The organism is Spirosoma agri, from assembly GCF_010747415.1.
Classification (GTDB): Bacteria; Bacteroidota; Bacteroidia; order Cytophagales; family Spirosomataceae; genus Spirosoma; species Spirosoma agri.
The window spans coordinates 18,867-33,854 of record NZ_JAAGNZ010000010.1 but is presented as its reverse complement, the minus strand read 5'-3'; the positions used below and the strand labels follow the sequence as shown (position 1 = coordinate 33,854).

Genomic DNA, 14,988 nt, shown 5'->3' with positions numbered 1-14,988 from the left:
TTTGAACGGTTGTGATTTGGGTATTGTATGTGATTGATTGACTGCTGGCAATGCTATGTCAATCAGCCTGCCAGCGGTTAGTAATTGACCATTTCGTAAAGTACGGATTCGAAGGCGCTGGCATCCACGCTGAAGCCGCCCCGGAACGGATTGTCCATAGCGGCTGTCAGGAATAAAAGTGATCCCAGGAGCAAGGCAATCAACGCGGTTAAGGCCACCTGATGCGTGATATCCTTCGCCACAAAAAACCAGGAGATGGCTACGTTGATTAACGCTCCCAGAATGATGACCCACCATAGCAGTTCGGGCAGATTGGCCTGATCGCCCCGTAACCGTAAGCGGTGGGCAATCAGCAGTTCATTAAGCTGATTGATGGCCTGCTCATGAACAACCCGTAGTCGGGGCGTGGGGGGCACAAAATCAAAGAGGTTGTTTTTGAACGAGCGAAGAATTTTACTGCTTTCCTGCGGCACTTCGCCCCGGTTATGAGCGGGCCAGTCCTGGTAAATAACCGACCGCACGTAGGCCTTCAACTCTTGCTGATACAGGTGGCGGTAGGGTTGTGGGTACGTAGCCATGTCCTGATACAGCGCAGCCGTAATCGTCGCTTCACCGTCTACCTGAGCCGACAACGCCTGAAAATTGCTCCACACGCCAGCCGCCACCAGGCCAAGCAGTATGCCATAAACAACGCCGGAAGAGCCCAGGAAATAGCTGACCAGATCATTGTGCTCTGCCGAGTCACTTACGTGCGCCCTGACCCACGGACGGAGCAGCACCAGACCAACCATCGAAAACAGAAGGGTTGCCCCGCAGCAAAAAATAAAGAAGAACCAGTTTGGTAACGCGTAAATCCAATCCACAGAAAAGCCGGTTAATCAGGACTCTACGGTCCGATACACAATCATTAATCCCCGGAAGGTCAGTTTTCGCGCGCAACCGGCTGCGTTGATGGAGCCGTTTCGGGTACGAAGAACCAGAGTACGACCAGCGCAACGACCGCCAGAGAGGCTAGTGTCAGGAAAGCAACGTTGTAGTTCGTTCGCTGCAATAACGTCCCGGCAAACGCATTACTGAGCGATGCCCCCAGACCAACGGCTGTAGCAATGGCACCCTGTGTGGTGTTGAACAGGCCCGAGCCCCGCGTCAGATCTGAAACGATCAGGATGGACAATACGCCGAAGATCCCCGCGCCGACGCCGTCCAGAATCTGAATGGCAACCAGTAATGTTGGATCGCCCGTTAGGGTGTATAGCAGACCACGGATCGGCAGTACGGCAAACGCAATGAGTAATAGCCGCTTACGGCCACCAGGCGCTAACTTACCGGTGAAGTAACTGACGGGAATCATCACCAGCTGCGCCACGATGATACAAGCCGACATGTAGGCCGAAGACGCACCCGCGTTGATTCCCTGCGCCAGTCGCTGACCGAGTAGAGGCAGCATAGCCGCGTTGGCAAAGTGGAACAGTACACAGGCCAGGGCAAAAAAGAGAATTGACCGGTTGCCCAGAATGGCCCGCCAACCCGAAGGCTTGTCAGTATTGGCCTGTTCCTCTTCGTCTGAACAACCCCGCGCCAGCTGGTGGTCGATGTCCTCTTCCCGGATGCGCCAGACGGACAAACTACTCAGGAGCGACATAGCCGCCAGCAGCAGGAAAATCCCTTTTGTGCTCACGTAGTAACCCAGCAGACCCGCCAGCAGGGCCGCAAATACGTTGCCTGCATGGTTGAATGTTTCGTTGCGGCCAACTCGTTTGTCCAGCGCCTTGGGGCCGACTATGCCTAGTGTGATGGCGGCTACAGCGGGGGTAAACCAAGCGGCCGCTACGCCCATAATGGCCTGACCACCCATAATGACCGAAAAGGTTGGCACGGTAATCGTAATGATGGCGGCAAACGCAATCAGGAGTGATGCAATGATCGAGTACACACGCTTCCGGCGGGTTCGGTCAACCAGAGCGCCGGCGGGGGTCTGCGCGACGACAGTAGCAATGCCCATAACCGACATGGCAATCCCGATATTCTGCGCATCCCAGTGCAGGGTGGTCAACAGGTAAATAGCCAGATAGGGACCAAGCCCGTCCCGAACATCGGCCAGGAAGAAATTGGCCGTGTCGAGTGCGCGTAAACTGGTCGAGCTGGGTTGGCGAGTAATAGTGTTCTGCGATAATTTAACCATTTTTTAATGACTGACTAACGTTGTGTAAAGTGATCGATGACTGATCATCATTCATCTTGTGTAAATATTGTACCGTACTGAATCGAGCTGGCAAACGGCAGGATCAACCCCCTTCTTCGGGTACTGGGGTCACAATTCTTAATGGGTAATCCAACGGGTTTGTAGAGAAAAATACCTAGTGTTGTTGCTGGAAATACGCAGAGTGCACTTGGTTTAGGTGAAATGCCAATATGAGCCCCGAAAGGCAGCGAACGGTCCCGCTAGCGAGCAAAGGCAGCAATGCCCCCTGGCTTTTCACTTTAGAATCGAAACGGATTGGTTGTAAAAGCAAAGCTATTGGGCTCAGGTGAGGTCGTGCTGAAGAAAGAATTAAGTTTTCTTAATCCCTGATCATACTTATTCTAAAGTTGTCTGACACCGGGTCAGAACTAAACGTGATACCGCCAGATCGCGCCCAGCGTAATGAGTAACGGAACTGTCATAACCAGCATGCCGAGTTTAAGAAATGTTCAGGTGCTTACGCTCAGTCTTTCCCGGCGCAGCGCAACCAGCCAGCGTATGGTAGCCAGGCAGTGGCGTCGTTGGACGAAAAAGCCGTTATAACGTTGCCCACCAGATAAATGAGCCCGAAAAGGTAATTGGCCGACCCTTCGGCGAGATTGGTTGCATGAGCCGCCAGCCGGTCGAATAATTTTTCCGAACGGGCCGTTTCCGCCAGTAGCATCATACCCGCCAGAAACAGGTAGACATCGGCCTCTTCGGTCATCCCCACCCGGCTTTCGGCGGGGATGATCAAGCCAAGTAGCAATAGAACAACAGCCCCCGCTGCGGCCCAGGTAAGTTCCGGCGTTTTGAAGGGCTGGGCGATTACGCTCGCAATGGACACGAAGGAAATAATCCAGATAGAAACAGAAGTCACATGTGTCGTTGGCCTACGGCTTCATTACCTTATCGAGCACCAATTGATAGGCGGTCGATTCGACACTGACAGCTCCTCGGTAGGGATGATCCAAAGCTGCAATGAGGAAAATTAGTAATCCGATAACCGTGGCTAACATAGCGATCAACAACGCATGAAACCAGATGTCTTTGACCAGAAAAAAGTACGAAAAAATTAGGGTCAACACAGCCCCCAGCAGGACGACATACCAGATAACGCCGGGTACGCTACCCGTAATCGACTCCATGCGCAACCGACGTAACTCGACAAGCGCCGTAAACGCCCGGATCGACTCTGCCTGCAAAATCTTTTTGCCCTCCGTTGCCGGTTCAATGGCCTGAATCTCGGTTTGCAATTGGATCAGGCGATCCGATTCGCCGTCGTGGATCAAGCCCTTGCGTTGCAGTGGCCAGGATTCGCGAACGATAAACTCGGTATAGGTTCGTAAGCGACGTTGCAGACGCACGCGCTGCTCCGGCGGGTAACCGTCAAAGTTCCGGTAGAGAACGGCAATGGTGGCGGCTTCTCTGGAGGCTAACCCGGTTGCCTGCGTAAAATTACTCCAGGTTGCCACAGTCAGCAGGCCCAATAGCAGGCCATACAGAACGGTCACGCCCGAGAAAAACCAGCCAACCGTACCGTTGTCGATCAGCGTGGCAAATGTTCCCTCGTTGATGCGTCGGTGCGTCAACAGCAAGCCGCCTAGTCCGAGCACGACGAAGAAGACAATTGTTATCAGCGCAAATAGCCAGGTCGGCAAATCATAAAGCCAAAGCATAAGGGGTTGTTGATCATACACCGGATGAATCATATCGGGTAGTAGCAGAAGGAACAGATCACAGTCGATATTAGAAAGAGCAGGCCGCCCTGCATCGTCTTCGTCAGTTCCTGTCGCGGATTAATTAGAAAATTAGCGGGTGATTTCAGTCTATACAGCGTCGGGGCCGGATACAGTCGAAGGGGTTTGGGCATGCCAATACGTTTGGCAGGTGGTTTTGTACATAGTCGGCCTGTCGGTTTTGCGCTTTTCGGGGAATTGAATGACGTACGAAAGAGCCACACCCGGCATGGTTTCGGGTTGGCGTTGAAGCATTACTGACGATGGCTTGCGTAAAAATCATGCCATAGTTACCAACTGTTTGTAAGACTCTGTCAATCAAGAGGTGTTCCTTGTTAATACGAATGTACTCACTACTATGTGTAGGTGTTTTTACTCAAGTTGAGTCATTTTGCGTCACGTGTACAGCACTAGTTGTGCACGATCCAACCGATCGACAAGGTAAGAACCGTCTTCGTCCAACTAGCAGGACTTACTTGGTTTGACGATCGGTACCAGGCCAATAGACAGCCGTAGTATCGCCTGGCTGTCTCACCCTAACGGCGTTCTAGCCGTTACGACCCGACAAGTCGATGTCCCAAAAAGCCTCTTACCTTAATTTAAATTCAACCCGAACAAAACGCCAAACCAGGGTCTGTGCTGATAAATCCAGTGCTGCCGGTTCTTATCCAGCAAGTGATCGAGGCCAACCGCCAGGCCAATGTTAAAGATCCGCGCGTCATAGATGGCCGCAACACCCGCGTTGAGAACGACCCCTTCGTATTCGATAGTCAGAGGTATCCGTGTCACGAAGTCGTTGATCGCCACCGCCCCGATACCCGCAAATAAACCGTAGCCAAAGCCCCGACTCTGGAGCTGACGAACGGCATACGTCGGGCTGATGGTTTTCCATCGATAATTGTATAGGTCGATGCGACGTCCTAAATAAAGCGCTGCGTTGAAATTTGAATTCAACTGCGCTGGCAGGGCTGCCTGTGCCGGTCTGATCTTGAAGGGAAGCGTGAAAACATCGACGTCAATTTCCGCTCGTTGAAATGTCCAGGGCTGAAAGGTCGATCGCTGCACGAACCGACGCTGGTCATTGAGCGGGTTAAGCAGTTGCAGAGAATCGCCCGTATCAAGTACGTACACCTTCTGCTGAAGCGAATCCGGTCGACTGCTGTGGCTGATCCGGTAGAAATCAGGGTCCAGCGATCCCTGCGGAACCGTTACACGACAGCCGACTAAAAAGGCTAAAGCGAATGCGCTGGTTAGCCTGCTCAGGAGCCACTTGACTGGGGCCATTTACAGATGGGAATTGTGGTAAGTTGGCGGTGTGCCCGCTACTGCCGATCGTCGCCTTTTCGTTTACACCGGCTAAATATACGGGTGTTGTGACGACCATCGACAACAGAGCGCCTGAATATCCTGTCTGCTGGTTCTGGTATAGGATAAACGGGCCTTCAGTCAGGCATATCGGCCACAAACGTTACCTGAAAGACCGAAAAAATAATGGGCCCCGCATTCGCTCCGTCAACAGGAAACCGTCGGGAGGAGCTGTTGGCAACTACTCTGGGTTGCCCGCAACTGATTTGTGCCTCCATGCACTGATCATAGGTAGCCATAGGATCTCGTTCGTACACGGATTGAGCAACCGACTGATAAGCCGGCTAGCGGACTCGGCGGCTGGTTGATACTAACCGGAAACCAGAAACGTTTTCTAGTCTCTTCCGGAGCGGGCTGATCTGTTCGATAGACGATGATACAGTCTGTACCCTAGACGTGGCATTCTTGTTGAGGACCAGTAGACAGTATCGCCATCGGGATACAATCGATTGCTGTATCAGGCATTAACTAGTAAGCGTATTTGAGCAAGCTCTTTCTTTTCCTGTTTCTTTTTTTCGTTACAGCAGTCGTGTCGGCCCAGTCTGTGTACACACTACAGGACCGCTCAACGGCACCGATCGACGCGTACGCTTTGCTGCCTGATCACGGTTATACGTTGGATAAGGTCAGGACCGATACCACCCTGCGATTTATACGGGGTGATTCGCTCCGTCCTGCCAGCACGCAGACGTATTGGCTCCGACTGATTGTGGTCAACCCTGCTTACTACGACGAATCGTACAATCTGTCGATACAACCGTCCCTGAATAATACCCTGTACACGCTTGATGCTGGTGGGCAGCAGTGGAGAGCTCACCAGGCGGGGGCCGATGCTCCTTTTACCGGTCAGCGAGATCGAAACCTGTTAACATTCATTGCCAAAGGGCAAACCCAAACGGTTCTCTACGTAAAAATTGACGTGCGCCGGTTGCAGGCGATCGGCCGTGCCGTTAAGCCCGTACTCGCTATCGAGCGTCAGAGTCGTACCAACAAGACCGACCAGTTCATGATGGTCACCTGGATTATGTCGCTGTCGGTACTGGTCCTGTTTTTCTTGAATAATCTGTTCATCTACGCTAATTTCAACGATAGAATTGTTCTGTACTACCTTCTGGCGCAGGTCGGCGGGATGATTTATATAACCGATTATAAACAGTTTTTCAACGTTCTGTTCCCCTGTCCGGTGTTTACGGTAGGACTGTCGCCGGCCGGAGAGGTCCACTATTTCGATCTGGGTAATTTACTGCAACACAGTAGTATTGTGCTTATTTTATACGGCCAGGCGCAGCTGACACGGGCCTACCTGAATACGTCAGTGACCTTACCTACACTGGATTCCGTAATCAAGTATGGCCTGTACACCTACGCGCTGTTGTCCAGTGCGCTGATGGTGATCAACAGCTGTTTTTTTTACCTGGAAGACTCCACCCTGTGGTACCATAACATCGTGGCGCTGGCCCTGATTTCGAGTATCATGTACACTTGTGTGATAGGGTATATACGAAACTTACCGGCTGCTACTCCCTTTCTGCTGGCGAATAGTCTGCCATTAGCTTTCATGCTGGCCACCGCGTTGTTTCACGTGTTCATTAGTTTCAAAAAAACAGAACCATCCCTGCTACCCGACCTGGCAAGTATTACGCACGCGCTTGCTTTTTCAATAGCGCTGGTCGCCCGAACAAAGTTCATTCAAAATGAACTGGCCGCCCGGACGGTAGAGACCCGGCAACTTGAGTTTGAAATGCGGGAAATGGCGTTGCAACACAGGCTGGCCGAACTGGAGAATCAACGGATCAATGCGGATATCCGTCACGAAAAAACGAAGAATGAGTTGCTTCAGGAAAGGCTGGAAATCAACCAGCGCGAACTGGCGTCGACGACCTTATACATTGTCCAGAAAAACGAGTTACTGGCTAGTTTGAAGACCCAGCTACAGACGCTCCACAAACAGCATCCGACCATAAACCAACAGGGGCTGAAGGGCATCGAATCGATTCTGCAAAGCAACCTGTATCTGGACGCAGACTGGGGAAAATTCAAGATACATTTCGAACAAATACACCCTGATTTTTTTGATAACTTACTGACAAAACATCCGTCGCTAACCAAATACGAAATACGGCTCTACGCCTATTTCCACATCAACCTTTCCACCAAAGAGATCGCTGCGCTGTTGAATATTGATCCGGCCAGCGTCCGTCGGGCAAAAACCCGATTGTACAAAAAAATGGCGCTTTCAGAATCGAACAGGCCGTCTGATTCTGCGGATCAGTAAGTAGCCTAGCCTGGCTTGGCGTTCGCACGCAGGAGATGGATGATCTGTAGACTTTTCTGTGTAAAAATTTCTGATAGTCAGTGTGTTAGCCAACCTGTACACACTTTGTCTACGGTCGCGTTTAGACAGTTTCTCCGCGACCGTGTTCTTTTACGAGTGGTCCGTTCTGGGTGCTATTGGCCTTTGTGTGTCGGTTATTGGGTGACTCTGGCGCTTGGCCCAGCCTAACCAGCTGATCAATTTTCAGCTAATTGGATCAAGCACTCAGATAACCGTTCGCTACGGGTGTAAACCGCGATCCAAACGGCTTCCGGTATGGTCCAGTTATAACGCTTCTCTGGAAGTAGAATTTGTCGGCATCGGCGGATGATCATCCGCCGAATGACTGTACGCTACGTACGCGCTCCTCCTATTTTTTAACGCTATGTACATCACTCTTGAAAACTTCGACTGTCAACCATTATTAATCAAACAGGGCGCTTTGCTTTTGTGGGGAACCGCCTTGACCAGCTGGGTAGATAGGGGGCGGACACATAGTTTGTACCGACTTAACGATTTTTACGCGGACGTATGCTGTGACGAAAAAACGGGTCGTTTGATTCGGGTAGACACGGATACGAATCTTCATTCACTAGCTCCTACCGTAGAGCAACTGACCCGCCGGAAATCGGTTCGTATTGTTACGACTTGACGGGCCAGACCCAGAGCACCAAGGCTGCGAATCGTACTCGGTTTTAGGCTGATCGTAGCGCTGTGCAATCACAGACTACAGGCTTCGCTGCGCTCTTATTCATTCATAATCATATTGCCAAAAATGGCCGCCAGTGACTGGGGTACATTGGTAAGGGCATCGAGTTCGGTCGATAGACCGGGAATCTGCAATTGCTTGGAATCAAGTGTTTTGAGATTTTTGGCGTCTTTTTTCTGGTCGATACCCAGTGACTTGACCAGGTAGGCCGTTGGGCTTTTGATATTAGTCCGTAGCCCATTAGCCAGCTCGGAATCAACCCGATAAAACGTTTCCAGTAAACTGTGATCCGAAATGATGAGGTCTTTCTGCCAGGATTTTAATTTGTAGCCTTTCATCAGTTGCCAGGCGGTGGTAACGGCTTCGTTGATGGCCATTTTATTGATTTGCCGCTGATCCTGCTTCACTGCTTCAGTGGCCAGCTGCTGCGTAGTTTTTGTCGTGAAATCGAGCGCTACAATCTTCTTTCCCTCTTTTTGTACGGCCCAGTCAAGGTGTATATTCGCTTTCTCCCGCAGTTCCCGCTGCGCGATCAGGAGCGCATTTCGTCGGAAGTCATTGAAGATGTACTGACTCGGACAATTCAGTATCTCCATCAGTCGATCTACTCTGTAGCTGAACTGGTACTGTCCCCGGCTCTGGTACATGCTGACAATCTCAAACATTCGCTGTGAGTAGACCGAAGACATGGTTAGCATCATGTCAATGTCATACTTGGTGTAACGCTGCCCTAATTCGGCAAAATGAGGAACTACAGCGGAGAACATGATCAACTCGATCACCCGTTTGCCATCGATCATCGCTGATCGCACGCTGGGGAAAGGCGTTATGTAATGAAACTCCTTCTTCACATCATCCCGGTAGGCCAGTCGCTTTGACTGAAGTGATTCGGCTGCATCAGCTATCTGTTTGTGGTTGTTCTTTGTCAGCTCGCTGAAGGGTACATTAAAGACCAGGTTGGATCCAATTATTGTTTCGCCCTTCAGGGACATATGACCAATCTGATTGACAACAAGCGTTACGATCTTCTTCTCTAGCTCGGTAAACTCCTGCCTGGACTCCGTGAATACATTGGGCTGATAATTAGTGGGCCGTTTTTGAAACAACGGTGCTAACTGATCTTTCGAACTGATAAGTGGATTCATAGAATGAATGCTCAGGAAGCAAGTTACAGACCAAATTTACAAATAAGAAGTCGCTTTAGGAAACTCTTATTTGTAAATCCTCGTCACATGTACGTAGAATCATAACCTGCTGAGAGAGGCTATAACTGTTGTTAATAAGCTGACAGGCAATAAGATGACTAACCAATAGGACTCCTGTTTTGACAGGTTGATTTATTTCAAACCTCTTAGTTGGCGTCCGAAAATGGGCTCAAAGGCGCACTTTTGGACGGTAAAAACAGACTTTTCCACATTTTCCACAGTCGAGTTTTATCGCTTATTTCAAACCTCCTAGTTGACACTGCAATCTATTTCAAACCTCTTATTTACTTATTTCAAACCTCTTATTTACTTATTTCAAACCTCTTATTTAGACCTCTTTAATCTATTTCAAACCTCTTATTTACTTATTTCAAACCTCTTATTTGCGTTTGCAACGCATTGTTTATCAGATACTTACAAGGCCTCTTAAATCAATCAAAAGGAATTATTGATAAAGTTGATAAGTTTTATCAAAGCGTTGATTTCATTGGAAAGGGAAGAAAAAAACATCGAATAAATGTAGATATTTACTTTTTTAGTAAACTTTACTGCCTATAATATTGGTTTGTGCTCTATGACCACTGCGGGCGAAAGAACAATTGGAAGGGCAGATGTTTCTTTTTCTAGTGGAAAGTAAGCACCAGAATGCCGGTTCAACTCGTCAACGGTCAACCAGAATTTGGCTAATAGTAAAAAGAAAAGTCGTTCAATCTTTACCAGCATAGCCGTTCTGATCGAATACAGGCTTGTCAGGGCACTAAATCACGTCAGCAGTATAAATGTATACCTTGGGTAAAGAAAGTCGCTCAGCGGGCTTATTTGAGCGTCTGAATCAATTTGTGAGCAAGTTTGATAGATTCTGGCCATCACTAGCCCATGAAAGCTACTTTTTTTTTCGCTTCTGCTGATTCTTGTTAATTCCTTATCGGGAGTTGCTGTTTCGCTACCAAAAACGAGCCCTGAACGTAATTTTGAGGCATTCTGGCAACTATTGAATTAGCCAGCCCAAGCAGGAATACACGCTGTGGACGGCTTATTACGTGGCTCCTGAAGGCAAAAAACAGCTGCTCAAACCCACGGTATTACTGACCAGTGGCGCTACAATTAGTGCGGGTGACTGTGCGCTCTACCTCAAAGGACTGCCGTACGTGAAATTGCTGGGCGAACGAAGCAACGGTATATTTTCTCCCATGCTGGGAAAACGCCTGCCTAGCGGCTGGCAGGTGGCTCTGTCCAATGGCCAGACAGTCAGCGCCAAACGCATCAGTTACGAAGCCGAAGGTGTACCAGTCGATGTAGCGGTTACTCACCATTGTGGCGATCTGCTGAAAAGGCTCGATCCTGGTCTGGATGAGGCTTTCCGTTTTCTGTCAGCCCATCAGGCTAAGTTAGCCCAACAAACCCGGTGCTATGAGCAGCTGGCCTTCGATTTTTACGTTGACAGTTTACTAGTAACCAGGACCTACGATGCTGTGACGGCCTACTCGACGGGGTTAGTTGAAGAGGATGCCACCTTGCTGACTCCTTTTGTCAACGCGTGCTATTCGCTCCGGGGAATGGCGAACGAAAATCAGGTTCAGCAACGGATTCAGGCAGAACAGGGTGCGGATTCGAGTTTTTATCACCAAAACATCAGACGTCGTTTTTACGTCAGTCTCCACCCGCCTGTTCGGTCCCGGATGCGTTGGCCATTTGTCAGGCGGAATGCCCGGCGATTAACGATTGCTCATCACATCAGCTTGGGCGATAAAAAGTACGTTCGTATTCACTTGAGCCAAGGCGCGGGGAAAGGCGAAACGGTTCTAGTCGTATTGGATCAGGCGGGTCGTGTTGTCGAACACTGTGCTGTAACATACAACTACCTGAGCAGTCAGTTTTATCGTTAACGACCACATAAAGAGTTGTTTAACCATTTCGAACGATTGGGGAACTGCACCAGTTCGGGCGCTGCACAACTGATCTAAATTTACCCGCGGTGTGGTTCGCTGTCGCCTTGTTCTACGCGTCAACGCTGCCTGTCGGAGGGCTCAACGTGCGAGATAGCGAAGAGCTATTTTGGCATTGTCCTGTTGCTGCGGCTTTATGTAAACAGGCTATTCTGGGACCAGGATAACCGGGCTGCTGAGCCTGGTGAGAATGACATATGCTAGGATCAGAGCGACTGTTAATTCTTCTTAAAGCCGATGCGCTCGTGACGATAAACGCACCATTTCCTGCTTCTTGCCACTGAACTTCTCCTTCCTGATTATGACGCGCTGTTTTTGGCTGCTGGGTGTATACCTGTTGTCTTTTTCGTCTTCATTTAGTCAATCCGATTCGGATAGTGTACACACCCGGAACCTGGTCACGATCGGGAAAGTATGGGGGTTTCTCAAATACTACCATCCTCAGGTCGCTACCGGAAAAATTGACTGGGATGCACAACTTATTCAACTCATTGACGAATCAGCTGCCATCCCGTCCAGACAAGCCTTGTCTGCCCGATTGCTTAGCTGGATCAGTCAACTGGAACCCGTTAAGGCCTGTTCGAGCTGCTCCATCCCCGATTCGACGGCCTTTACCAAAAATCTGGATCTGAGCTGGCTGGCCGACTCATCGCTCTTCAGTCAACCCCTTCGCCAGCAGCTACTGTACGTTGCCGCCAACCGCAACCAACGAACCAATCACTATGTCCGCTGGAACCCCTTCCGGAACCGACTGGAGTTTTCGGAAGCGGACTATTCGACCATGGCCCTGCCCAACTCCTCATACCGGCTGCTGGGCCTGTTTCGCTACTGGAACAGTATCAACTATTTTCACCCCACCAAGTACGCCCTGCCCCGAAACTGGGCTCAGGTATTGACCGAGTTTGTGCCCCGCTTTCAACAGGCTACCGATACGCTGCGTTATCAGCGCGTTCTGCAACAGCTGATCAGCACGATTCAGGATGGGCACGCCGAACTGACTATTCCTCTCGCGTATCGACTTCCTTCGCCCGAACCGACTCTGTATCCTCCGTTTGATTACCGTCTACTCAACGATACCCTTCTCGTAGTCAGATCATTCAACGACTCGTTATGCCAACTTGATGACATTCGCCGGGGAGACGGTATCCTTCGGGTTGGCGGTCAATCGGTCGCGGAATGCATTGATCAGCGTGCGCAGGATATTTCTGCGTCGAACCGATCAGCACTGATTCAGCGGCTTTTACCGAGCCTGCTGGCCGGTTCACAGCCACTGGTTGAGATCGAGTTGATTCGCGACGGCCAGCGACTCCGTAAAACAATGCACCGCTATGTATTTGAGCGGTTTGGGTATCGTCCCCCGCTCCCTGCGCGTTCGAAAACCGTTCCGCCAACCGTTGGTTACATTGACCTGGGAACCTTGTCGGTGGGGGATATAAAACGGGTAATGGATCAATACCGAGATCGTCAAGGAATTATTTTTGACGTGCGGAATTACCCTAGCGTATCGTTCCAGCGGTTGTGTGCCTACCTAAATCCGGCTCCGAGGGGGTTTGCGCGCTACACCAAACCGGATCTATCCTTTCCGGGGGTGTTTACGCAACCTGCAATCCAGCATGTTGGGCGGAACAACGCGGCTTACTATCGGGGTAAAGTGGCTATTCTCTGTAACAGCCATACGCAAAGTGCCGCTGAATCGACGTGTATGGCCCTGCGTACGGCTCCCCGAGCCCAGATCATTGGCAGTCCATCGGCTGGGGCAAACGGGGATGTTTGTTATGTTCACTTTCCGGGTGGGTACCAAACCCGCTTTAGTGGCCGGGGGGTGTATACTGTTGACGGGCAGTTGATTCAAGGACCGGGCGTACCCATCGACATGAAGGCAATACCGACTCGTGACGACCTTTTGAACGGCACTGACCGAGCCTTGCAAGCCGCTATCGATTGGATCAGCCAATAAGCATACCCAGTCGAGTAGCCCGATCAATTGTACCTATCGCCACAGGCTGTAAACCGGCCGCTGTTATTCGTAGTTAAGATCGTTGACGGGTAAAGCTCCACCCGGCGACAATCATCCGGGACAGCTGAGACTGGTTAAGAAGCGCATCGTTTCACGGTAACACTTCGTTCGATTGATCCGATCCGGGGGCCAGATACGCCTTGCCCAACGATGCTCCCGGCTGGTCGAACTGGTGGCTACAGCCCAGGCTAGTACCCGACTGTCGACCCATCTGGTTAACTTGCCGGCTATTTAGTCCGATACGTTATGAATGATTACATTGCTTACCTGGCGGAGTGGGGGGATAACGGTCTTGACTTTACCCCGCCGGGCCGCCGTTCGGACCAGAGCGGACCGGTTTCCACCCATTTTATTGTCACCGCCATCACGCTACGCAAAGAACAGCTGCACGAGGCTGAGTCACAAGTAGAAGCAGTCCGGCAACGCTTCTTTCAGACGGGGGCTATCGAGTCAGCCAGTGTGGGCAGTGATGACAAACTCCGACGTTCAATTCTGGAACAGCTACTCACTGTTCCGTTTCAGATTTTTGCCTTGGTCGTCGATAAGCGGGAGCTGCGGGGAGAAGGGTTCTATCACAAAAGCTCGTTCTACAAGTTTCTGCATGGTCTGGCCGACCGCGAACTTTACCGCAGTTTTCCCAACCTGGAACTGGTGGCCGGTCGACACGGGGATGAGCGTTTTATGCAGGGCTTTGTGCAGTACGTTCATGATCGACACGTACCCACGCTGTTCAACCAAGCTAGTTTTCGATTCGTCAACAGTCAGGCCAGCGTACTGGTCCAGACGGCTGATTTCGTGGCGGGTACGCTAGCTCGTTGCTATGACGAAACAGTATTATCACCCGAACGAACGAGTTTCGTACAACTGCTTCGTCCTAAACTACTTACCCTGAAATATTGGCCGGATGTATTTACGCCCGTGGTAGCACAAAGCATACCTGAACAGACCAATTACAATGCCGGTTTGGCCGAGTTGTGCGTTGGTTTAGGCCAGGATTTTTTGCATCGTAAGCTGGCCAGTCGCTCGCCCCAGGAGGTCGACCAGGTGACTTGTTTACAGTACCTGTTGTTTCATTTTCGCCACGTCGATCCGAGCCGCTACATCTCCAGTCGGGAGCTCATGGCCCATATGGGAGAACGCCGGGGAAATTCACCCACCCTGCATTATTTTCAGACGCGGGTGATTGCTCCCTTGCGGGATGCGGGCGTCATCATTGCCAGCAGCACCAAAGGCTACAAGATTCCCTCCTGCGAAAGCGATCTGTATGACTTCATTAACCATAGCAACACCATCATTCAACCGCTGCTGTCACGAATACGCAAGTGTCGGGAGCGGATTCGTTTAGCGACCGGCGGAGCGATTGATCTCCTGGACCGGGAAGAGTATGCAAACCTAAACCAGTTGCTGACTGATCCTCCCCTGACCGAATTGGATACCGGTAAGTAAGGATCAAAAACCGGGAATAATCGTTG

The 14,988-nt window shown here is 50.6% G+C and carries 13 protein-coding genes; 5 read left to right on the top strand and 8 right to left on the bottom strand.

The window, feature by feature from the left end:
- Positions 1 to 77 precede the first annotated feature (77 nt).
- From GK091_RS28575 to GK091_RS28545, 7 genes are all read right to left on the bottom strand, one after another.
- Complete coding sequence (locus GK091_RS28575) at positions 78 to 863, bottom strand: bestrophin-like domain (protein WP_164044167.1); 786 nt, start codon at positions 861 to 863, stop codon at positions 78 to 80.
- 59 nt (positions 864 to 922) lie between these two features.
- Positions 923 to 2,182, bottom strand: coding sequence for an MFS transporter (locus GK091_RS28570; protein WP_164044166.1), 1,260 nt, complete (start codon positions 2,180 to 2,182; stop codon positions 923 to 925).
- Positions 2,183 to 2,705: 523 nt separating this feature from the next.
- Complete coding sequence (locus tag GK091_RS28565; RefSeq protein ID WP_164044165.1) at positions 2,706 to 3,101, bottom strand: SLC13 family permease; 396 nt, start codon at positions 3,099 to 3,101, stop codon at positions 2,706 to 2,708.
- Positions 3,102 to 3,114: 13 nt separating this feature from the next.
- Complete coding sequence (locus GK091_RS28560; RefSeq protein WP_164044164.1) at positions 3,115 to 3,900, bottom strand: bestrophin-like domain; 786 nt, start codon at positions 3,898 to 3,900, stop codon at positions 3,115 to 3,117.
- Positions 3,901 to 4,050: 150 nt separating this feature from the next.
- On the bottom strand, positions 4,051 to 4,215 hold the full coding sequence (locus GK091_RS28555; RefSeq protein WP_164044163.1) for a hypothetical protein: 165 nt from the start codon (positions 4,213 to 4,215) through the stop codon (positions 4,051 to 4,053).
- Positions 4,216 to 4,554: 339 nt separating this feature from the next.
- Positions 4,555 to 5,244: a hypothetical protein gene (locus tag GK091_RS28550; RefSeq protein WP_164044162.1), complete on the bottom strand. Its 690-nt coding sequence runs from the start codon at positions 5,242 to 5,244 to the stop codon at positions 4,555 to 4,557.
- A gap of 158 nt (positions 5,245 to 5,402) precedes the next feature.
- Entirely contained in the window at positions 5,403 to 5,564 is a 162-nt protein-coding gene (locus GK091_RS28545; RefSeq protein ID WP_164044161.1) for a hypothetical protein, read from the bottom strand.
- 242 nt (positions 5,565 to 5,806) lie between these two features.
- Between GK091_RS28545 and GK091_RS28540 the strand changes: the two genes are divergently transcribed.
- Positions 5,807 to 7,600 carry a 7TM diverse intracellular signaling domain-containing protein gene (locus GK091_RS28540; protein ID WP_164044160.1) on the top strand — a complete coding sequence of 598 codons (1,794 nt, stop codon included), beginning with the start codon at positions 5,807 to 5,809 and terminating at the stop codon, positions 7,598 to 7,600.
- 424 nt (positions 7,601 to 8,024) lie between these two features.
- A complete protein-coding gene (locus tag GK091_RS28535; RefSeq protein ID WP_164044159.1) occupies positions 8,025 to 8,291 on the top strand; it encodes a hypothetical protein in 267 nt (88 codons plus the stop codon).
- Positions 8,292 to 8,386: 95 nt separating this feature from the next.
- Here the strand turns inward: GK091_RS28535 and GK091_RS28530 are convergent, their stop codons facing one another.
- Complete coding sequence (locus GK091_RS28530; RefSeq protein WP_164044158.1) at positions 8,387 to 9,493, bottom strand: replication initiation protein; 1,107 nt, start codon at positions 9,491 to 9,493, stop codon at positions 8,387 to 8,389.
- Positions 9,494 to 10,593: 1,100 nt separating this feature from the next.
- On the opposite strand from GK091_RS28530, the gene GK091_RS28525 reads away from it, so the two are divergent.
- From GK091_RS28525 to GK091_RS28515, 3 genes are all read left to right on the top strand, one after another.
- Positions 10,594 to 11,439, top strand: a complete 846-nt coding sequence (locus tag GK091_RS28525; RefSeq protein WP_164044157.1) for a S41 family peptidase — start codon at positions 10,594 to 10,596, stop codon at positions 11,437 to 11,439.
- Positions 11,440 to 11,800: 361 nt separating this feature from the next.
- Entirely contained in the window at positions 11,801 to 13,456 is a 1,656-nt protein-coding gene (locus tag GK091_RS28520) for a S41 family peptidase (protein WP_164044156.1), read from the top strand.
- A gap of 306 nt (positions 13,457 to 13,762) precedes the next feature.
- Positions 13,763 to 14,962, top strand: a complete 1,200-nt coding sequence (locus GK091_RS28515) for a DUF3800 domain-containing protein (protein ID WP_164044155.1) — start codon at positions 13,763 to 13,765, stop codon at positions 14,960 to 14,962.
- Positions 14,963 to 14,988 lie beyond the last annotated feature (26 nt).